The following is a 21089-nucleotide window of genomic DNA, read 5'->3' as shown; positions in this document are numbered from 1 at the left end:
GGGCCAATAAATGTCTTGAACAAGTTAATTTTTAGAATCCAATGGCAATATATTGTTGGTAAAGCTTTTTAAAATGGAAAAAATGGGTGTAATCGCTACAGACAAGCGCGAAATAAAATTCTACTACAGTTCGGCATCATCTATCGGAAAACAAGCCTTGGGCTACGTGCAGTCTTCTGATAAAGAGGTGATGAACATTGATGTGTGCAAAACCAATATGACCGGTACACAATGGGCAGAAATTGCCGCTGGTCTCGGTAAGAAGGTGCATCAATTGATTGATGTTTCCCATCCCGACTTTATCAACGAATATGGTGAAGAGGTCGAGATTGAAGACGAACACGACTGGATGAAAATATTGGAAAAAACCCCTTCTGTATTGAAATATCCCATTATTGTCAGTGAAGAAACTTATCTGCAAGTAAAACAGCCTTCGGATGCCAAAATCTTCTTGGATGGCGACAGTGCCGAGATAGAGAAAAAGTGAGGCGACGCCTTTATGCCACCACCTGTTCGCCTTATCAAAGATGAAAAGCCCCAAAAAGAAAACATTGTTCACCATTGCGGTAGCAATTAGCTTTATTCTAATCGTTGGAATTCTGATTGCTGGGCACATCTTTAAGACAAAAACCGAAGAAGCACTGTCATCCAAAATTCCAGCTGCATGGCATCTCAACTATGAAAGCCTAGAGACAAATGTTCTTTTGGGCAAAATCTCGCTGGACAACATCAAACTCTCAAAATCAAATCCTGATAAAAAACAAGGCTTGGAAATTCAGGCAAGAAGCATCATTCTGAAGGGTCTTGATTATAGCGATATGTTGCTCAAAAAACAATTGAAGGCGGACCAATTGACCATACAGCATCCAAAAGCGTACCTGAACAATGATTTTCAATCTAATGGTGCCAAATCAGATACGCTTTCTACGGGGGAAAATAAATTTGAAATTGGTGAGGTCATTATTGAAAATGGAAGCCTGACAGTCTTTGACCAAAAGTCCGACAGCGTACTTCACAGCGTCGGGGCCTTTGATATCAAGGTCAGTGAACTGACCAATTTTTCAGATAAATCCAGTTTAAAGAAACCCGTCAATTACAGCTTGGAAAAGCTTTTGGCCAAGAATATTGAAGCACGTTTGGGAAGGTTTGAAATTCTCAAACTGGATGATATCCATCTGGAATCATCAACTGCGGAGCTACGCAATGTGGAATTGAAAACCAAGAATGACAAAAAAACATTGAGCAGCGTGCTCAATAAGGAACGTGACCATGTGCAGCTGACCATTCCAAAGGTGGAGTTAGAAGGGCTGCACCAAAATTTTTGGGCAGAACCCGCTTCACTCAAGATTTCAAAACTGACATTCAGCAACCCCAAAGCGCAGGTGTATCGCGACAAGCTACTGCCCGATGATACGCGGCATAAAAAGATGTTCGGCCACATGCTAAGGCATATTTCATGGAAGTTGGCTATTGATAGCGTACACATCAAAGATGGTCGTTTATCCTACAAAGAAAAGGTCAAGGAAGGCTTTCAGCCTGACAGCCTCCTCTTTACAGCCATTGATATGAATATCACTAACGTACAAAACATAGAAGACAAAAAAGCTTCGGTGAACTCAACGGCCAAACTCATGGGCAAAGGTGCATTTGAATTGGATTGGTCGTTTTATCCCTTGGATGTATCGGACAGGTTTACCGCATCTGGCCAGTTGATGGATTTCAATTCAGAGAACATCAACCCCTTTTTGCGTACCAACCTCGAGGCAAAAGTGAAGGGAGAGGTCAATGAGTTTTATTTTACTGTCAGTGGCAATGCCATTAAATCATCGGGCGATATGAAGATGAAATACGAAGATTTTGAGTTTATGGTACTGAAAAAAGACCTTTTGGGCATCAACAAAGTATTCACGGCTGTGGTCAACATTTTTGCCAACGATGGCTCAAAAACCGATGCGCAAGGGTATCGCTACGGACAAATTGAAGTTGAGCGCGACCCCACCAAATCGTTCTTCAACTATTTATGGCGCAACGTAAAGGATGGCCTTGTCGACACCGTGACCGGAGATGGCGAGAAAGAATGATAAATAAAAAAGCGTGGTTGCAAGCTGTTGAAACATAATGATGGGTGTGAACCGTATATGCTATCTATTCATGATTCATTTTTTTTGCCTCGACATACAAATCAAAAAAAAGCAAAATTTTTAATTCAAACCATTGATAATCAGTAAAATAAAAGTATTTGAATCGTTGCGGTAGCAATAGGTGAATTGCATCAATAAATAAACGGAAAGGGTCAATCAAAGCAGTATCTGTACGCTACTTTCGTAATGAATTTATGGGATAGGAATCCCCAAACAATAATCTAAAATCCAGAAAATATCATGAGAACATTAAAATCAATTACAGTACTGTTCACAATGCTTTTCGGCGTTGTTGTAATGGCACAGACAGAAAAAGACCAAGAAATCATGCAGGATGCCGAACAGGCCAGACAGACCCTGATGCAAAAAGACAGCGGATTGGAACGCTTTTTTGACGATTCAGCCGGATACGTCATTTTTCCCAATGTAGGCAAAGGCGGCCTTTTGGTCGGTGGAGCATCCGGTAACGGTGTATTGTACGAAGACGGTGTTGCCGTTGGCATGGCAGACCTCAAAAAACTGAGCATTGGCCTAAAAGCAGGCGGACAAGCACTTACTGAGGTCATTTTCTTTGAAACCGAAGATGATGTCGCTGAATTTAAGGATGGAGATTTTGAATTTGCCGCCGGTGTATCTGCCGTGGCCGTAAAATCTGGCGTGGCCGCAAATGCAAAATACAAAGATGGCGTTGCTGTCTTCGCCCTGCCAAAAGCTGGGTTGATGGCAGATGCTTCCGTAGGTGGCCAAAAATTCGGTTACAGTCCATTTGTAGAAGACATGGAAGAATAGGTAAATCCCCTAAAAAGGTATTGAAGGGCCGGTCATTGACCGGCTTTTCCATGTTCAAGCACAGCATTTGAACCGTTGCTTCTACATCAACAAAATAGCGTATTGCATCAATACGCCAGACCATCTAAAATTATATTGATAAGTAACACAAAATTCAACCAATGGGTAACATCTTCGGATATTTCAAAAACAAACCTTTGAATCCTCTTTTTAGAATTTCGATGCTCTTCAGCATGGCACTCATCACCTCGTGTGCCACTTTAAAAGAGCAACGCATAGTAAGAGATTCGCCGGCAACGGAAAAATCTCCAACCCACACCTTTTTTATTGCTGGGGGATTGGGCAATGCCGAAAACAACTTCAATCCCCAGCTTTTGGAAGCCTTTAAAACACAATTGCAGCAATCCGGCGCTAACAGCACCGTGATTTTTACGGGAGACAACATCACCCCCGAAGAGCAAAATTGGGAAGCCGACAAGGCCCTATTGAACAAACATTTGAATTTGGTGAACGAGTTTAAGGGCAACACCATTTTTATTCCCGGCAACAATGAGTGGAAAGCCTACGATGCCGATAAGGTAGAGCGTGTGGAAGATTTTGTGAAGGATATCGATAAAGACGACATCAAATTTTTTCCTGAAAATGCGTGCCCCATCGAGCACAAGGTCATCAATGAAAATTTAGATTTGATACTGATTGATTCCAAATGGTTCATTACCAATTGGTCACGGGTAGAAGACATCAACCAAAAGTGTACCGATATCGTCACCCGACGTCGATTTGCCGAAGAACTCGAGGATAAAATCAACGACGCCCAAGACAAGAACATCCTTATTGCCATGCACCACCCCGTTTTCAGTAACGGTATGTATGCGGGCAATATCAGTGCAAAACAGCATTTGGTTCCGCTTCCGGTGTTGGGTACGCTCTGGCAGGGCATCAATGACCTTGGGGCGTTCGACCCAGACCACCTGAACTCTAGACGGTACAATTACCTACGGATTTTGGTCAGCGCCTTGGCGCAACAATCAGACCGCATCACCATTGTCTCCGGCCATGAAGAAAGCCTGCAGTATTTGACAGGGGGCGACATCCATCAAATCATCAGTGGTTCCCTGGGTTCAAAAGACCGAACCAACAGAAACAATGGTCGCATCACGGCCATTGGCGGTTCTTTGGAATTTAAGGGCAAGTACACCCGCGGCACCCAAGGTTTTGCCAAACTCGACTATTTCGGGGATGGAAGTTCAAAAGTGACTTTTTTCAGAGAGGACGATTTTAAAAATGGAATCACGATGGATGTCCTTTCCAAAAAGGAAGCATGGCAAGGCCCAGACAGCTATGCCAAAAGCCAAAAAACCACCAAAACCGACAAGGTATTGCAGAATCCGGAAGCGTATGAAAAAAGTGGGTTTCACAAATTTCTTTGGGGTGACCGCTACCGAGCCTATTTTGGAAAGGAAGTCACCGCACCCGTGGTGTATTTGGATACATTGTACGGTGGCCTCAAAGTGACCAAAGAAGGTGGTGGGCACCAATCGTTTTCCCTTCGTCTGGAAGATGAAAACGGACGGCAATATGCCATGCGCTCGCTCAGAAAAAGCGCCCTGAAGTTTTTGAAATTTCAAATTCCGGCAATTGCCTACAACCAAGAAGAGTATCGCGATACCTGGGCAGAAGAGGTGGTTTCTGATTTTTTCACCTCGGCCCACCCGTACATGCAACTGGTCATCAATCCGTTGGCAAAAGCCGTGGGCATCAATCATTCTGACAACGATTTGTTCTACGTGCCGAAACAAGAGACACTGGGCCAATTCAACGAAACCTACGGCGATGAACTGTACTTTATTGAAAGACGCCCTTCCGAAGAGCAGGCAAACTACAAAGGGTACCGCAGAACTTTTGATGAATCGGGTAAGGTAGAAGATTACGAAAGCACCACGGATATGCTCGAGAAGATAAAGAGCGACGAATCGTATGTGGTCGACGAACGCAATTACATCCGTGCCAGAATCTTTGATTTTCTGATTGGCGATTGGGACAGGCACCAAGACCAGTGGCGATGGATAGAATACGAAACCAATAATGACACCAAAGAATTTATGCCCATTCCGCGGGATAGGGACAATGCCTTTCCCAGGTTTGATGGGGCCGCATTGAAGGTCGTAAAACTATTTGTGCCCACCGCCCGACGCTGGCAAACCTTTGATGCCGAATTTGACAATATCAAGTGGCTGGCCATGGCGGGCAATGGCTTGGACAGAACACTGACCACCAGGCATGGTATAAAGACGTGGGAAGAAGAAGCATTGGCCATCAAGAACCAATTGGAACAAACCGATATCGAAAAGGCATTCGAAAAATTGCCTGCTGCGATTCAGGATTCCACAGCAAAGAGAATACAGCGAGCCCTATTGGCCCGTTTGGAGCAACTTCCCAAGGTGGCTAAAGAATATGCCGAATATCTGAACCGAACAGTGGCCATTAAGGGCACCGAAAAAGATGATCTGTTCGAAATTGAGCATTTGCCCGATGGTAGCACCAAGGTGGTGGTCAAGCGTATACTTACCGACGAAAAGAACCCCGTTTTTTACGAGAGGGTTTTTAGGGCTGATGAGACCAAAGAACTGTTGGTCTATGGCCTGGGTGACGATGATAGGTTTGTTGTTTCAGGAGACCTTCCGTCCTTAAAAATTAGATTGATTGGTGGCTATGGTGAAGATGTATACGACATTCAAAACACCAAAAGGGTCAAAATTTTTGATTGGAAGCATGAAAAAATTGTTTTTGAGGATAAGACCCCATCAAAACAACTAAGCGACTTGTATAAGACCAACAGCTTTCATTGGCGGTATTTTAAGCCTGATACCCAAGTTTTGCTGCCCACCTTAGGATTCAGAACCGACGATGGTGTTTTTCTGGGGGCAAAATACACCTACAATAAAAATGGATTGAACGGTAACCCCTTTCGACAACAACATTCACTGGCCGCCAATTACTACTTTACCTTCAAAGCCCTTGAAATGCAGTACAGTGGGGCTTGGGGAAACATCTTCCCCAACTGGAACTTTATTGTTGACGGCTATTACACCAGCGACCTCTATGCCCGAAACTTTTTCGGCCTGGGCAATGAAACGATGAACAACGAAGATGCTTTGGACATTGATTTTTATCGTGCACGTTTACGACAGCTGAAAGCGAGTGTGGGCATACAATTCCATACCCTTAAGATCAGGGCGCTTTACGAATCGTTCAGTACTGCTGAAGTTGAAAACCGCTTGTTTACCCCAGCAAATTTGGGAGAAGAGGTTTTTAACACCCAGCATTTCGCCGGTGGAGAAGTGTCGCTCTATTACAAAAGGGATGATGCCCGCGATTTTCCTGCTAAGTCCATTTACATGGGGCTGACCACGGGATACAAATTCAACCTTGATTTAGAGGAAAACCGTTTTGGCTATGCCCACATCAAATTGGGGGCGCAGCACAAATTGATTTCTTCCGGTAGTTTGGCCTTAGCCGCAGAGGCCGCCTATTACACCAATATCGGCCCCAACGAGGTTTTCTTCTACCACGCCCCCGCCTTGGGCGGTGCAAACGGGCTCAGAGGGTTTCGAGATGAACGCTTCTCGGGCAATTCGTATTTCTATCAATCCACCGATTTGCGATTGCGCTTGAAACAGTACGTGACAGCGGTGTCACCAGTGACCATCGGAATGTTCGGTGGGTTCGATTATGGTCGGGTATGGGCAAAGAATGAAGATTCAAATACGTGGCATACCTCACAAGGGGGCGGGCTATGGATTAGCAGCCTAAAGGCATTGACCTTCAGTTTGGGGTATTTCAACTCAAAAGAAAACAATCTGATACAGGTTGGTTTTGTGGCCTCCTTTTAATCTAAAATTATCAATGATGTCAGAATTCGTTAAAAAAGTAGCACAACATGTAACGCAACTATTCAAAGAACAAACAGGGCCTAAGCTTTTGTTCCATAACTTGAAGCATAAGCAAGAGACCATTCAGCATACCGAAGAACTGTTGGAAGCATCAGATTTGAATGCCGAACAGCAAGAATTGGTGCTCGTGGCAGTTTGGTTCTTGGACACGGGCTATCTCACCGATTATGCCAACTGGAAATCCATCGACATATCAAACGCCACCACCTTTTTGGAGCAAGAAAAAATAGCTTCGAAAAAGGTGGGAACCATACAAAACCTAATCTCTTTGGTGCACAAGCTTGACGTGCCAAAAAATAAGGTGGAAAAAGCAGCGCTAGACAGTTATTATTGGCATTTGGCCAAAAGTGATTACGTAGAGTGGTCTGAGCTCCAGAAAGAAGAAATAAACGCCCATGTCGGTGAATTGCCAACCGCACAAGAATGGCGTAAAAAGAGCATTAAATTTTTTCAGATAGAGCACCGCTACTATACCGATTATGCTTTAGAAAAGTGGGAGCCTGAAAAACAGAAGAACCTCAAAAAATTGTTGAAGCGAAAGCGAAAGGCCAAGCGCACCGAACGGAAGGAGCGGTTAAAAGCGAAGTACAAAAACCGAATCCCGGATCGTGGGGTGCAGACCCTGTATCGGGTCACGCTTCGCAACCATATCAAATTGAGCGACATCGCCGATACCAAGGCCAACATTTTGTTATCGGTCAATGCCATCATCATTTCACTTTCGTTGGCCAATCTCGTTCCAAAACTGGACAATCCGAGCAATGACTACCTCATCTACCCCACGGCCATTTTTGTTATTTTTTGCATCATCTCCATGGTGATGTCGATCATGGCGACGCGCCCCAATGTTACGAGTGGTGAGTTTACCAAAGAAGATGTCAAAAAGAAAAGGGTCAACCTGTTGTTCTTTGGCAACTTTCATAAAATGAAGGTAGAAAACTATGAGTGGGCCATGATGGAATTGATCAAAGACCACGATTACATCTATTCATCCTTGACCAAAGATCTACATGCGCTTGGGGTGGTCTTGGAGCGAAAATATAAGCTGCTGCGGTGGACGTACACCGTCTTTATGATCGGAATGATTTTATCGGTGATCGTATTTGGTGTGGCCCTGAAATTCTATGGCCCTGATAGGATGCTTGAAGTACCTGATTTGCCGCAATGATACCCCAATCGTAAAACTACACCAGAAATCAACAGATACTGGTCATAAAAGCTTAAAACATCGATAGCAATGGATGAATGGTTTAAATTTTCAAATGAAGGGCTATGTGCCATCACACTGACGGCATTGGGCACTTATGTTGCGGTAATTCTCTTTACCCGCTTGGGTGGCAAACGGAGCTTTTCAAAAATGAGCAGTTTCGATTTTGCGATAACGGTGGCATTGGGCTCCATGGTGGCGACGACGATTTTGTCTAAATCGGTGAGCCTTTGGGATGGCATCATCGGTTTGGCGGTATTGTACGGGTTACAGTTGTCAACCGCCTACCTTCGTAGGTACAGTGGCATTGCCAAGTTGACCGACAACACGCCACTGTTTTTGATGGTGGGTGAAAAAATTTATTACGATAATTTGAAGAAAGCGAGGGTTACGGAATCAGACCTAAAATCAAAATTACGGGAAGCCAATGTGTTAGATCTTTCGCAGGTACGTGCCGTGGTTTTTGAAACTACGGGCGACATCGCCGTGCTGCACACAAATGATTCCGATCAAAAATTGCAGGATTGGATTATTGAGGGTGTGGAAAGTTAACGGGTGCCGTGGTTTTTGTGGATGATTCGCACTGACGACGAGCATATTCCATCATTGCTGCAGCTCCTTCTTTTGGGAATCAATGACAGTTCTCAAGGATGCAGGAAGATTGGCATTGGCCAAAACCTCGTCGTAAAGTTCCACAAGTGTCACTCTTTTCTTTCTAAGCAGCTGTTTGACCTCATCGTTGGTCATTTCGCCGTTCATCAAAGTATACTTTACGGGCTCAAAAATGCAGTCTTCCGTAAGGTTTTTTTCGGTGGTCACCGTTTGCTTGTAGTCGTACAGCTCAACAATCAATTTCTTTGAAAATTTAGAATATAGTTTTTCCTTTTCCTTAAAAGATTTTTTGAGCTCTTTGTACACTTCCAAGTTTTGGAGCTTTCCATAGGTCTCCTTTGCTGTCAACAATTCTTTCAAAAGATTTTCTGCTTGCCCTTCCCAATTCGTCTCCTGCGCCATTTTTTTAGTTTTATCTGTTCGTTTATTTTTAGGTTGTCTTGTTTCTTTGTCTGTCATGTCTAAATAATTTTGGATTATCCGTTTTGGGAGAATCCCGGATAACAGGTCATGCCACCATCCACAAAAATGGTGGTGCCATTGATATATTCCGATTCGTCGGATGCCAGCCAAGCCACCACACTGCCAATTTCTTCAGGATTGCCCATTCGTCCATAGGGAATCAGTTTCAGGATTTTTTCCAATCCCTCTTCGTCACTCCAGACATCCTTGTTGATATCTGTTTTTATGGCACCCGGGGCGATGCTGTTGCATCGAATTTTCTGGGGGGCGTATTCTTGGCAAATGCTTTCCATGAGCATGACCAGGCCACCCTTTGATGTTGCATAATTGACATGCCCAGCCCAGGGAATCTCTTCATGAACAGAGCTTATATGAATGATTTTTCCCAAGGAATTGGAAACCTCTGGCCGCATGCCCTGCTCCAAAAAGATGCGTATGGCGGCACGGGCACACAAAAACTGCCCCGTGAGGTTGGTGTTGATGACCGCCTGCCAAGCCTCCAACGACATTTCGTGCATCGGGAAGTCTTTCTGAATGCCCGCATTGGCCACGCAAATATCCAACGTACCAAAACGTTCCAAAGTCTGTTCAAAAAGTTGGTCCACATCTTCTTCACGGCCCACATCGCCCTGCACAATCAGTGTTTTGTTCGCACCGATGTTGTCGGCCACCCAATCGGCGACTTCATTCGCACCTTTCTGATCACTGTGATAATTGATGCAAACGTTGGCTCCTTCCAAAGCCAAAGATTTTGTAATGGCAGCACCGATGCCCGAACTGCCACCAGTAACTATGGCGGTCTGACCGGCCAGTCTGTTGTTGGGTTTTTGCATGGTTTCGGTTTACTTAAAAATACATGGAATTACAGTGAAAGTAAAGGTCGAAAATGGATTGGGCAAATATTATAACCGATTGTGCTCAAACAGGTTAGCGTGACGTTCGAACACAAAAAAAGCCATCCGCTAATGGCGGACAGCCTTTGCTTAAGTGAAAGTGTTTATATCAGGCTGTCGCAGCTAACGTATTTTGATGGTCTTGATAAAATTTTGGACTACAACTGTATTTTTCCTTAAAAATTTTAGAGAAATAGCTTCTGCTGGTCAGGCCGATGCTGTACACAATCTCTGAAATGTTCATGTCTGTGGTCTTTATCAAGTCTTCTGCGGCCTCGACCCTGGTGTTGCGAATGAAATCTGTGACCGTTCTGCCGTGCAGTATCTTAAAGCCTTCCTGCAGTTTTGAAGGGGCCAGTCCGCTTTTTTTACTTAAGTATTTTAAACTGTACTGTATTTCAGGATAGTTTTCAATAAACTCAGAGAGTTCTCGAATGGTTTCCATTTCCCTTTTGGTAAGCGAACCGTAGTTTTCTGATTGTTTCTTGATGTCCATGGCATGTTGCTCCACCTCCATTGCCAAAATTACGTGCACCATGCCCTTCATCATCAAGTTGCGCACTACTCCTTCTTTAGAGATGGCATTCAACTGACGGATCTTATCCTGAATTTTGAGGTTGAACGAGCTTACATAACTGAACTTGCCATCAATCTGTTTCTCATCAAAAACATTGCGCAATTGATGGTTCACAAAATCATTTTTTTCTTCGACACCCAAACGTTCTTGGGTATTCACGGCGATGATGGTCACTTGATGTCTTGAGCCTTTTTTGAACGTAAAGATGCTTGTATCGTCTGTGCTGTTCGAAAAGATCCCGGTCTGGTATTTTTGAACTTCTTTTTCTCTGCCGTTCTCGCCAAAAGAATGCAACAACTCCCCATTTGAGCAATAGGCAAAATATAACGGATAGCCATCAGAAACCCGCTGCTTAAGAACTAAGTCTTGTTCGAGCTCAAAGTCGAAGGCGATGTAATCAATGTTCCCTTTAAAGCTGATGCCTGAAATATGGCCCCTTCCGCTCTCATTGTCAAAGTCGAGGTCATATTCTTTGTGCTGGGTTCTTAATTCGCCGTCCAATAGCTCTCGAAGCTTTGGAAATATGGTCTGCAGTTCTGTGGATTGTATCTGTAGTTCTTTCATGGTATCGTGATTTTATGTTGATTTAGACGTTAATTTTCTTGGTAAACCTTTACAATTAAAATGGCCGTTGCCAGTACCAGACTGGTGTGTATTTCTGGGCCTGCGCCCAGAAAAAAGAATCCGATGCCCCAAATGAGAAACAATGCTATTGTCAATACCTTGTACATGATGCGATAACAAACTGATTACTTGATAGCCTCGGTCAAGGTATTGTTCAACCCAAGAAACAGGCTTTGTGCGGCACTTTTTAAATTGGATACGTCTTTGTACTTGGGCCTGACCTGCCCAATTCTGGCATTTTGCGAGGAAATTTTCAAAGATGCTTTCATTGCTTCTATACGTTTGAAATTTGACTGTAACGATTCAACACCGTAAAATTCGCAAGAAAGTACCCTTAAGCTGTTACATCATTATTCACAGATGTTATAACATTTTCTGATTAACAGGTTTTTAACATTAAAAAGGGATTCCCGTACTGGGAATCCCTTGATTCATAAAGTGTTCAATGCTGACTATTGGTTGACGTAAAATGCGTGTATCACGCCTGGCAACCAACCAATCAAGGTCAACAAAAGGTTCAATAAAAATGTGGTGCCCAGGCCATGTTTGAGAAATACGGCCAAAGGGGGCAACAAAATGTTCAGTATAATGGTCAAAATAGACATGTTATTGTATTTTAAGGTTATGCCCCAAAGGTCGCTACCATGAGACTTTTTTGATGGTCGAAAAAAATTTATTCTTAATCTGTATGCTTATGCGGGCAGGTAAAAGTAAAAAACGGACCCTTCGTTCGGGGTACTGCTGGCGCTGATAAAACCCCCATGCTGCGCCACGATTTTTTTGCAGATGGCCAGACCGATGCCCGTACCCGAGTACTCATCTTTGGCATGCAATCGTTGAAAGACCTCAAAGATCTTTTGCTTTTTCTTGGTGTCAAAGCCAATGCCGTTGTCTTGAATGGCTATGCGATGGTATTGTTTGGCCGTTTTGGTGAACTTTTCGGTGATCTCTTTCTTTTTGAGGGTCTGCGAGGTGATTGCAATACGTGGCCTATCAGTTTCGCTTTTGTACTTCAAGGCATTTGAAATCAAGTTAGAAAACAGCTGTTCCATTTGAAAGGGTACCGCTTTGACAATGGGCAACATATCATGTTTTATCTGTGCCTTACTTTCTTTTATCCGTTCATTGAAATCATCAATGACACCCTCTAAAATCACATTCAAATCAACATCGGCAACCTTTTTTACCTTCTTTGAGATTCTTGAATAGGCCAACAAATATTTGATGAGCGAGCGCATACGTGTGGCAGCATCATCAATTTTATCAAAGTAGGCCTGACCGCGTTCGCTGAGATTGTTCTCTTCGTTTTCAGAAATACGTGAGATAAACATTTGAATTTTTCGCAGCGGTTCTTGAAGGTCATGACTGGCCACCCTGTTGAACGATTTCAATTCTTCGTTGGAGGCCTTCAACTCTTGGTTTTTGTTTTTGAGCCTTTGTTCGTAAGTTATCTGTTGCGTGACATCTTGGGCAACCCCCAACATGTACTGTTTATTATTTTGCTCCACAAAATGGCCAAATGTTTTTAAGTACTTTATCTTTCCGCTTTTTGTAATCGCACGGTATGTAAATTGGGTCATTTTTCGCTCTCGTAAAGCTTGTTTTCCCTTTTTATCGTATAGCGGCAAATCTTCAGGATGCACCAATTTTCTAAACCCTTCCATAGAAGGCTCAAAATCTTCGGGTTCGTATTCTATAAGACGATAAAAATTGTTTGATATTTCAGAAACATCATTTTCAAGATCCCACTTGAAACTGCCAATACCCGTAACAACTTCGGCATCTTCTAGAACAGTGTTCTGCATCGTTAATTTGACGTTCAACGCTTCCAGCTCTTTATTGGCCTGCTGCACCAGTAAATCTGCATTTTTTAGGGTCGTGATGTTTGCCGAAGTGATATGAAGCCCCCGTTCAGATGGCGCATAGGTAGTGTAGTAGTAAAAATGGCCATTTTCAAGCTCATAGTCCTCTTCGTTATAGATGGTCTGTTGGGTTTCCATGCTTCTTTTCATGATCTCAAAGACCCCGTTCTCATAAATGAACGGATAGGTCTTTGACAAAGGTTTGCCAATAACCTCGGGTGCTGTTCCCCCCTCTATCTCTTCGATATTCTGGTTGGTAAACTCCAAATTAAAATCGACAATGGTATCATTGGAATCATAAATAGGGGTAACAAAACTGATGATGTTGTTCGAGTTTCTGAGGATGTTCTGCAAAAAGGCTTCGGTGCGCTGAATTTTCATTCGGTTTTGGTAGACCCGCCTGAACGAGAACCCAAAAATGAACAGGGCAAACAAAGAGAGTAGCAGAAGAAACAGTGGCGCCCTTTTAATGTTGATGTCATAGATTTCTTTTCGCTCCTTAATCAACCGGCGTTCTTCACCTAACATTTTATTTCTAAAATCAGCCATTTGGGCCATAATTTTAGAAACCTCGGCCATTGGCCTACGTGAGACATTTTTAAGCTCTGGCATTGCCAAAAAAGCAGAATCCAACGCTGTCAAAGAACTGTACAGCTTTTCTTGTAAGCGAGAGACCGAATCTAAATAGGTTTTTTGTTTAGGATTATCATCGATCAAGCCATACAGCTGGTGCATCGTCACTTTGCCCTGTTCTTTGTAATTGTTCGATGAGAACAGGTTGGTGGTATCTGCCATGAGAAAGGCCCTGAACTCTGCAGCTTCCATCATGGGGTAATATGAAAACAGCTCGTTGATCTTGCCCTCGACCTGCAGGGTGTGTGAGATCATGTCTCCCGATTCCTGTAGTTGCAAGATGCGCTTGTATGAAATCGAAGCGATAAACAGCAACAGCACACTGGCCAAAATCAGTAAAATGGTATAGGTAGTTGCTGATGATGGTTTTTTGAATAGGCCCATGGTACTTCAATGGCTACAAACGTAACAAAAAATTGTGCTTGTTGAGGTTGGCGGTATGGTATTGCCAGTTCAGGCGCAATACTTTTTCAACGGTTCTTTTCAGTTTGGTAAAGCTGGTCGGCTTGTTGATGTAAATGTTCGCCCCTTTGACAAAGGTTTCCTCAATATCCTGCTCTGAAGATGAGGTGGAATAAATGGCGACACACAATGCTGCCAAGTGTGGTGTCTGTCGTATCTCTTTCAGGCATTGCATCCCATTTTTAATGGGCATATTCAAATCTAAAAAAACAATATCGGGCAACAGAACAGATTCATCCATAAGATAATCCATCAACTCTTGGCCATGTTTGAATACTTTCAGGCTGGTGGTGATGTCAATTTCATCCACAGCATCTGCAAACAGCATTCTATCGTCTGCGTCGTCATCTGCCAAAACAATGTGAAGTAGCTCTTTTTTCATTTAGTGTTCCACAAAATCAAGTGTCTGTCAATTGTTGGGTTCTTTTTTTTAAAATTCGCTGAAATTGTGACGGTGTGATGCCCGTTGCCTTTTTGAACTGGCCCGATAAGTGGGCGACGCTGCTGTAGTTGAGCTTGAATGCAATATCGGTCAAGCTCAAATCGCCTTGAGCCAACAAGGTTTTGGCATAGTCTATTTTCTTGAGGATGATAAAATTTTCGATAGAGGTGTACGTGCTCTCAGAAAAAAGGGTGGACAAGTAGGTATAGGAATAGCCCAGTTTTTTGGACAAATACACTGAAACCTTGTGCTTTCTAACAATGTCTTCATCATGGATCATCTCGGTTATGGTGTCTCTGATGCGTTGTACCAATGCTGTCTTTTTATCTTCCAAGAAATAGATGCCGTGTGCGGCCAAAACAGCTATAATCTCATCCCTTCTTTTGGTATCGATATTGCCTTTGAGCTCCAATTGCCCTGTGTCAAGAATAGTGTAGGTAACTTTTTCTTTTTCAAGTAAAAATTTGAGCAATGATTTGCCCACCTTGTCATGGTCGTATTTCAGATACGTTTTCATTAGAGAAAGCCTTGGTGATCCTACTGTTTGATAGCAGCAATAAAAATAGTATTAGAACGAATCAATCACGCTAAATTCATATTTTTTTGTAGGAATGTTTAACAATTTGAATGAAAAATATGCCAAAATTGAACTTTACTTGAAACAACGTTGTGACGTATGGGGATAAAATTGAGCAAATACACAAAAAGGGCCCTAGTGGGCGGTGCCATATCAATGATGGTGATACTTATCGGAACCATTTTGATGGGAGAACTCAGTGGATACCAAGCCAAGGAATTGATCAAGAACTCGATTTCGGGCCTGAACACGCTCTGCAATACCATTGCCTTGGCCTCTGCCACGATTCTGGCCCTTTTGTTGACACTTTTGGGCATCAGTTCAGGCGCAAAATCAAAACTCAAAAAAGACCACTACAAACACGTGCTACAGATAGCAAAGCTGGATACCGCAGTGTTCATTGCAGCCGTGACCTCTTTTTTATTGTTCAACCTGCCCATTACCGAATCTGACAATGTGCCCGCCAATTGGTTCAGCATCATCTATTACGTGTCTTTGGGCATTTCGAGCATTCTGAGCGCTGCCCTGATCGTGGTCGTGTTGATGCTCTACAATACCGTGGTCAACATCATCAAGATTGTGGGGCTTGACACGGACGACCATCCTTTGGTTGCCGAGGAAGAGGAGGACAATAGCTAGAGGGTTTTGCCAACAAAAAAACCACTGCCTTACAGTGGTTTCTATAGTGTCGATGGTGTATGTGTGGATTCTCAATTCTTGTTCTGCTGTTCTTTGACCGTATCTTTTTCAATGTCAAAGACATTGTTGTCCCTATCTGTTTTTCCTGTCGGATTCGTAGGATTATCTTGTTCTTTTTTTCTTTTGAATTTTCTTTTGTCCTTTATCGTTCCCATAATTCTCTTTTTAAACTATCCTTGTACTTCATTGACGTTTTTGAAGAATTCAGCGGTTTCCATATCGGCAGATGGCCCATAACCTGCGAGGTAGGTGCCTTTTCTACCATCTTTTGTTTTCAGAGCATACAAAATTGACATGTCTGAGGGATTGCTCATGCCTTCGTACCGGTGCTCGCCCACGATGGTGACCTCATCTGAAGTATACTCCTTTTTGGTATCCACATCGACCAACGTATTGTCTTTGATGATATAGTTGGCCGTGTAGCCCTTTTTTTGGAGTTCTCTTATCAGATTTTTTTCATGCTTTGCGTATTCTTCCGTCATCTTTAATAATTTTTTAAATGGTAATTGGGTGACCGTTCAAAGACAGCCACCCGACCACTACTATAATGCTACCGATACATTGACAGAAATCAATGATCGTCGGTAGCGTCTTCTACTTCTTCTTCAACTTCCTCGGCACCTTCTTCGATGGATTCACCGACTTCTTCGGCACCTTCTTCAATGTCTTCGCCGACTTCCTCTACCTCATTTTTGGCTTTATCATCTCTACAACTGCTCGTTGAAGCCATGGTGAATGCCGCAAATATGAATACGAAGAATAAATAAATTGATTTTTTCATTTCTATAAGTTTTTGGTTAACTGTTTATACTTTTTTTCTACCTGTGATCAATGAAATGACGATCAATACCAGAAAAATGAAGAATAATATTTTTGCAATACTGGCAGCCCCGGCGGCAATGCCCCCAAAACCAAAAATCGCTGCTATTACGGCCAATATGATAAATGTAACTGTCCAACGTAACATAATGTTTGTTTTAGATTAGTGGGCCGACACTTTATCAGCCTTCAAAACAAATGTCACAAAAGTCTGGTAATGGGCTTGATGCTATCCATTTGAATCTTAATTCTAATCCCTGATAATACATGTGGATGGCGTATCTTTAGTCCACTATATCCAATCATGAAAAAATCAATCAAATTCGATGACCGTGAGGTTTACGACATTCTTGCGGATTTGTCAGAAACACTGAACGTTTCGCTTGATGTTGACCATAACGAACACTGTCTCAGAATACCCGAAGCACTGGGTTCGGGCTACATAAAATGTATTCAATTTGACCATGGCCTTGGCGTGTTGGATGTGGATTGCCTATTGCATGAAGGTGTTCAATTTGAGATTCTACAGGGCAACTTAAGGCCTCTCAAGATCATCTTCAACCGTGAGCATGCCTTTAAGCACCGGTTCAAGAGCCAGACGCAGTTCAATTCCATAGAAAAGCTACAGAGCATCATGGTGTCGGGCAGCAGCACCGACCCGCATATTATGCGTCTTCCGAGCAAAGTGCCTATCTGTATCTTTAGCCTTGAAATCAACAGAAAGCTTTTTGAAGAAAAAACAGAGCAGTTCTTATCAGAAATGAACGATGAGCTGGTCGAGCTTTTTCAAGACGTCAATGGGGTCAACCGTTTTTTCCACAAGATGAACTACAGCCTAGACATTTCCGAATTGTTGAAAGAATTCACGGAATGTGAGCTCAGCGGTTTTACCAAGGCTGTTTTTCAAGAGGGGAAGGCCTACGAGCTGCTATCGCACCAATTACGGCAGTATCTTGAGGTAAAGAATTCTCCGAAAGAACAAAAAATTGTACAGCAAGCTATCATTGAAAAGGTGAACAAGGCCGTTAAGATCATCAAGGAAGAAATAGCCAGCATGGACAGTGTGGTGCTTTTGGCCAGACGGGTGGGCATCAACCAAAATACCCTGCAAAGCGCCTTTAAACAGCTTCACAATGCTTCTGTGAACGAATATATACGCAACTATAGGATCGAAAGGGCAAAAGAATATATTGAAAAGACCGATTTGAACATTACCGAGATCTGCTACGAAATCGGCATCAATTCAAGAAGCTATTTTGCCAGACTATTCAAAGAAAAATATGGGGTCACGCCAAAAATATATGCTGACCGCATTCGCAGGCAAAAGGTGAAATGAAAAAAGGGATGCCGATCGGCATCCCTTTTTTTGATTCGGGGCTATTTTCCATTATTTCAGGTCTTCCAAGCTTTTGATGTTTGACAAGTCAGTAGAGATTTGATTCATCTGCTGTGTCAAAACGGTAGATGTGCTTGGGGGCAGTGCCGTGTCTTTCAAGACTTCTTTATATTCTTCAACCGAAGCTTTTTCGCCCCTGATGGCTTCCTCCAACATCGATTCGTCGCTGTCTGCCGAGAAAAAGGCCTTTACGTCCATCCAGGTTCTATGCATGGCTCCGGTGGCACTTCCACCTTTGTCCACATCATTTCCGAAGGTCTGTATTTCGGCTTTTATCTTGTGGCCAAACTCGTTGCGCTCTTTTGATTTTCTTTCAAAATAGGCTTGAAGGTTTGAAGAATCGGCGTTTTCGGCTGCTTTCTTATATCCTTTTTCAGCATCATACGTTTTTTCCAAGAGGTCGTTCAACTTGTCGGTCAATGTATTTGCATCAGTATATGTACTCATCGTGTAAATTTTAAGGTTATGGTAATTTCTTTAGGGATGCTTACCGTTTCACATCCTCATCCCAAAAATACAAGGAGCATTCCGCCTTTGTTTGTCCTTTTCAACAAATGATTGATGCGATTGAATTTGATGATGGTCTGCGCTACTCTAAAACGTGATATCGTTATCCATTTCTAAGGATAATGCCCATATTGGGTTCAAAAACAGCACATGATCAAAGAAGGAAGCACCGTACAGTGGAAATGGGGCGATGGAACCGCCCAAGGCAAGGTCATCGAGACCTACACCGAAAAGGTCACCAAAACAATAAAGGGAAATGAAGTCACCCGGGATGGGGAGCCTGGCAACAAAGCGCTGTTCATTGAACAAGAGGATGGCACCAAGATTCTAAAAAGTGAAAATGAGGTGCAAAGGGTCGACTGAACCCAAAGCACCTCATCGACCACTAAAAACCACTACTCATTTTCTTTTTCAGTGAATCTGAAATTACTGGGGAAATCCAGCGTGCGAATCGGAAACGGAATGTTGATATCATTGGCATCAAACGCTTTTTTGATGGCAATCATGGCTTCTGTCCTGGCTTTGGCCACCTCAAGGGCCGAGGTGGAATCTATCCAAAAACGGGTCTCAAAATTGATGGAACTATCTCCAAACCCCTTATACAGAAAAATGACCTCTTCAGTTTTGTCAACAGGTTCAAATTCTTTGACGATGGTTTCTTGCACCAGTTTTCGCACAAACTCCAAATCAGAGCCGTACGCCACGCCACACTCTAAGATAACCCGTGACTGTGCCGTGGTCGAAAAGTTTTTTAGGGCATTTTCAACCACCAACTTATTCGGAATGTAGACCAGGTTATTATCAGGTTGCTTCAAGGTCACCACACGCAGGTCAATGTCTACAACCTCACCCTCAAAGCCGTTGGTCTCGACCCAATCGCCAAACTTTATGGTCTTTATGAACGAAAGCACAATGCCCGAATAGGTGTTGGCCAACGCACCTTGCAGGGCAAGCCCCACGGCCAGACCAGCCACACCGGCACCCGCCAAGATGGTATTCAATGTCTTGCTCAGATCCAATATGCCAAGTACCAAAAAGAGGCCCAATAGAATGACCACGACCGATACCAGTTTTGAGATTAGGCTCTTCATCGATTTTTGAAGTGAGCTTTTCTGCAGGAGCTTCAGCACCAATCTGCTCACGTATTTTGACAGAATCAGTGCCATGACGAACACGACTATTGAGAGTACGATGTTCGGCAGGTTTATAATCAGGGTATCTACCCAAGATTCCATTTTTTCGAGCATGTCTGTCCATGCCTGTTGTAAATCAATCTTCATGTTGTATCATTTTTAAAACTTCGGGTTTGTAGGCTCGTATGAGCTCTAAAACGGCTTTCTCTGATGCTGAGAACAGATTGGAGCTTTCTGCCCTATCGGCCTTTTCAAAATAGGGTTCAATGCTGCCCTTTTCATAGGTCAGCGGCACGATAGGGTGCACATAGTATTTTCTGCAGGTGTTTCTGGTGTTGCCCAAAGCTGCGGCCGCAGCATCATACGCCTGCAGGATGTTTTTCTGGTTTAGTCTGGAATCTGTAGTGCTGCCCAAATCAATCAGGGTGTCAAAAAAGACAAGAGTTGCTGCCCATGTTCTAAAATCTTTGGCCGTAAAATCGGCTCCAGTGATTTCATATAAATAATCGTTGACCATGCTGCTGTCTACATGATGTTTTTCTCCATCGGAGTCAAAAAACTTGAAAAGTTCCCACCCTGGGATTTCTTCGCATTTGCTTACCAGTTGTGACAGTTTTTTGTTTCTCAGGGTAATCTTGTGCTTTTTTCCGCGCTTTCCCGTGAACTCAAAGCGAAGTTTGTTGCCATTGATGGCAACGTGTCTTTTTCGTAAGGTGGTCAGGCCGTACGTTTTGTTGCGTTTTGCGTATTGATGGTTGCCAATTCGTATATGGGTCTCATCCATCAATTTGAGCACCAAGGCCAATACCTTTGATCTGTGCCATCCTTTTTGGTCAAGGTCTTTTTCCGTTTGTTTTCTGATGGTCGGCAATCGCTCGCCAAATTCAATCATGCGATAGAACTTGGTCTGGTTACGCACCTTTTTCCAAAGCTCATGGTACCGATACTGTTTTCTCTGTTTGGCATCATGGCCGATGGCCTGCAAATGGCCATTGGGCAAATGGGTGATGAATACATTTTGCCAAGCTGGCGGTATCACCAGGGCTTTTATTCTTTTCAGCTGTTTCCCATCCTTTAAAAAGTCGCCGTCTTGGTAGTACTGAAATTTTTCATTTTGCTTTCTCCGCTCAATTGAAAGTTGGTTTTGATTCACGTATACCAAATTCAAATAGTTCATCGAGGTTTCAGGAGACTCATAAATTTTGGTCAATATGTCATGTGGAAAAGAGCCCATCTCTTGTCGCAGGTCACGTCAAGAAAATGGCCCTAGCCAATCCACAGCTAAAGCCATTGTCAAAACC

General features: G+C 43.2%; 25 protein-coding genes. 9 read left to right on the top strand and 16 right to left on the bottom strand.

The features are described 5' to 3' along the window. Nucleotides 1-73 precede the first annotated feature (73 nt). From AAAH86_RS09435 to AAAH86_RS09410, 6 genes are all read left to right on the top strand, one after another. Nucleotides 74-487, top strand: a complete 414-nt coding sequence (locus AAAH86_RS09435) for a hypothetical protein (RefSeq protein WP_343487335.1) — start codon at nt 74-76, stop codon at nt 485-487. 40 nt (nt 488-527) lie between these two features. After that, nucleotides 528-2081: a hypothetical protein gene (locus AAAH86_RS09430; RefSeq protein WP_343487334.1), complete on the top strand. Its 1554-nt coding sequence runs from the start codon at nt 528-530 to the stop codon at nt 2079-2081. Nucleotides 2082-2381: 300 nt separating this feature from the next. Further along, complete coding sequence (locus tag AAAH86_RS09425) at nt 2382-2930, top strand: hypothetical protein (protein ID WP_343487333.1); 549 nt, start codon at nt 2382-2384, stop codon at nt 2928-2930. Nucleotides 2931-3091: 161 nt separating this feature from the next. After that, entirely contained in the window at nt 3092-6823 is a 3732-nt protein-coding gene (locus tag AAAH86_RS09420; RefSeq protein WP_343487332.1) for a ShlB/FhaC/HecB family hemolysin secretion/activation protein, read from the top strand. 100 nt (nt 6824-6923) lie between these two features. Continuing rightward, on the top strand, nt 6924-8051 hold the full coding sequence (locus AAAH86_RS09415; protein WP_343487331.1) for a Pycsar system effector family protein: 1128 nt from the start codon (nt 6924-6926) through the stop codon (nt 8049-8051). A 69-nt stretch (nt 8052-8120) separates the two neighbouring features. After that, the gene (locus tag AAAH86_RS09410) at nt 8121-8642 is read left to right on the top strand and encodes a YetF domain-containing protein (protein ID WP_343487330.1); all 522 of its coding nucleotides are present in this window, start codon (nt 8121-8123) and stop codon (nt 8640-8642) included. Nucleotides 8643-8693: 51 nt separating this feature from the next. Here AAAH86_RS09410 and AAAH86_RS09405 read toward each other — a convergent pair whose 3' ends face one another. From AAAH86_RS09405 to AAAH86_RS09365, 9 genes are all read right to left on the bottom strand, one after another. Beyond that, the gene (locus AAAH86_RS09405; RefSeq protein WP_343487329.1) at nt 8694-9104 is read right to left on the bottom strand and encodes a hypothetical protein; all 411 of its coding nucleotides are present in this window, start codon (nt 9102-9104) and stop codon (nt 8694-8696) included. 74 nt (nt 9105-9178) lie between these two features. Then, complete coding sequence (locus AAAH86_RS09400; protein WP_343487327.1) at nt 9179-9997, bottom strand: SDR family oxidoreductase; 819 nt, start codon at nt 9995-9997, stop codon at nt 9179-9181. Nucleotides 9998-10166: 169 nt separating this feature from the next. Continuing rightward, nucleotides 10167-11198, bottom strand: coding sequence for an AraC family transcriptional regulator (locus AAAH86_RS09395; protein ID WP_343487326.1), 1032 nt, complete (start codon nt 11196-11198; stop codon nt 10167-10169). A gap of 29 nt (nt 11199-11227) precedes the next feature. Next, complete coding sequence (locus tag AAAH86_RS09390) at nt 11228-11365, bottom strand: DUF5670 family protein (protein WP_343487325.1); 138 nt, start codon at nt 11363-11365, stop codon at nt 11228-11230. A gap of 18 nt (nt 11366-11383) precedes the next feature. Further along, nucleotides 11384-11527 (bottom strand): hypothetical protein, encoded by a 144-nt coding sequence (locus AAAH86_RS09385; RefSeq protein ID WP_343487324.1) that lies wholly within the window; start codon nt 11525-11527, stop codon nt 11384-11386. Between the two features lie 183 nt (nt 11528-11710). Next, nucleotides 11711-11863, bottom strand: a complete 153-nt coding sequence (locus tag AAAH86_RS09380) for a YqaE/Pmp3 family membrane protein (protein WP_343487323.1) — start codon at nt 11861-11863, stop codon at nt 11711-11713. Between the two features lie 87 nt (nt 11864-11950). Beyond that, nucleotides 11951-14137 carry an ATP-binding protein gene (locus AAAH86_RS09375; protein WP_343487322.1) on the bottom strand — a complete coding sequence of 729 codons (2187 nt, stop codon included), beginning with the start codon at nt 14135-14137 and terminating at the stop codon, nt 11951-11953. Nucleotides 14138-14150: 13 nt separating this feature from the next. Continuing rightward, complete coding sequence (locus AAAH86_RS09370) at nt 14151-14597, bottom strand: response regulator (RefSeq protein WP_343487321.1); 447 nt, start codon at nt 14595-14597, stop codon at nt 14151-14153. 16 nt (nt 14598-14613) lie between these two features. Beyond that, nucleotides 14614-15174, bottom strand: coding sequence for an AraC family transcriptional regulator (locus AAAH86_RS09365; RefSeq protein WP_343487320.1), 561 nt, complete (start codon nt 15172-15174; stop codon nt 14614-14616). Between the two features lie 159 nt (nt 15175-15333). Between AAAH86_RS09365 and AAAH86_RS09360 the strand changes: the two genes are divergently transcribed. Next, a complete protein-coding gene (locus tag AAAH86_RS09360; protein ID WP_343487319.1) occupies nt 15334-15873 on the top strand; it encodes a hypothetical protein in 540 nt (179 codons plus the stop codon). Nucleotides 15874-15944: 71 nt separating this feature from the next. On the opposite strand, the gene AAAH86_RS09355 is transcribed toward AAAH86_RS09360, so the two are convergent. The 4 genes from AAAH86_RS09355 to AAAH86_RS09340 all read right to left on the bottom strand — a co-directional run bounded on the left by AAAH86_RS09355 (nt 15945) and on the right by AAAH86_RS09340 (nt 16900). Next, on the bottom strand, nt 15945-16088 hold the full coding sequence (locus tag AAAH86_RS09355) for a hypothetical protein (protein WP_343487318.1): 144 nt from the start codon (nt 16086-16088) through the stop codon (nt 15945-15947). Nucleotides 16089-16103: 15 nt separating this feature from the next. Then, the gene (locus AAAH86_RS09350) at nt 16104-16415 is read right to left on the bottom strand and encodes a hypothetical protein (protein WP_343487317.1); all 312 of its coding nucleotides are present in this window, start codon (nt 16413-16415) and stop codon (nt 16104-16106) included. An 89-nt stretch (nt 16416-16504) separates the two neighbouring features. After that, nucleotides 16505-16714 carry a hypothetical protein gene (locus tag AAAH86_RS09345; RefSeq protein ID WP_343487316.1) on the bottom strand — a complete coding sequence of 70 codons (210 nt, stop codon included), beginning with the start codon at nt 16712-16714 and terminating at the stop codon, nt 16505-16507. Nucleotides 16715-16738: 24 nt separating this feature from the next. Next, the gene (locus tag AAAH86_RS09340) at nt 16739-16900 is read right to left on the bottom strand and encodes a DUF1328 family protein (RefSeq protein ID WP_343487315.1); all 162 of its coding nucleotides are present in this window, start codon (nt 16898-16900) and stop codon (nt 16739-16741) included. A 156-nt stretch (nt 16901-17056) separates the two neighbouring features. Between AAAH86_RS09340 and AAAH86_RS09335 the strand changes: the two genes are divergently transcribed. Beyond that, a complete protein-coding gene (locus AAAH86_RS09335; protein ID WP_343487314.1) occupies nt 17057-18088 on the top strand; it encodes a helix-turn-helix transcriptional regulator in 1032 nt (343 codons plus the stop codon). A 51-nt stretch (nt 18089-18139) separates the two neighbouring features. Here AAAH86_RS09335 and AAAH86_RS09330 read toward each other — a convergent pair whose 3' ends face one another. Beyond that, a complete protein-coding gene (locus tag AAAH86_RS09330; RefSeq protein WP_343487312.1) occupies nt 18140-18595 on the bottom strand; it encodes a PA2169 family four-helix-bundle protein in 456 nt (151 codons plus the stop codon). Between the two features lie 210 nt (nt 18596-18805). Here AAAH86_RS09330 and AAAH86_RS09325 point away from each other — a divergent pair, with 210 nt between their 5' ends. Further along, complete coding sequence (locus AAAH86_RS09325; RefSeq protein WP_343487311.1) at nt 18806-19018, top strand: DUF2945 domain-containing protein; 213 nt, start codon at nt 18806-18808, stop codon at nt 19016-19018. 32 nt (nt 19019-19050) lie between these two features. On the opposite strand, the gene AAAH86_RS09320 is transcribed toward AAAH86_RS09325, so the two are convergent. Together AAAH86_RS09320 and AAAH86_RS09315 are read right to left on the bottom strand one after the other, a co-directional pair. After that, complete coding sequence (locus AAAH86_RS09320; protein ID WP_343487310.1) at nt 19051-19935, bottom strand: mechanosensitive ion channel family protein; 885 nt, start codon at nt 19933-19935, stop codon at nt 19051-19053. Beyond that, a complete protein-coding gene (locus AAAH86_RS09315; protein WP_343487309.1) occupies nt 19925-21022 on the bottom strand; it encodes a DNA topoisomerase IB in 1098 nt (365 codons plus the stop codon). Before AAAH86_RS09315 ends, AAAH86_RS09320 begins: the two co-directional genes overlap by 11 nt. Nucleotides 21023-21089: the final 67 nt, after the last annotated feature.

Origin of the sequence: Allomuricauda sp. d1 (assembly GCF_039592695.1) — a bacterium.
Classification (GTDB): Bacteria; Bacteroidota; Bacteroidia; order Flavobacteriales; family Flavobacteriaceae; genus Flagellimonas_A.
This window is presented reverse-complemented; position numbering and strand designations above follow the sequence as displayed.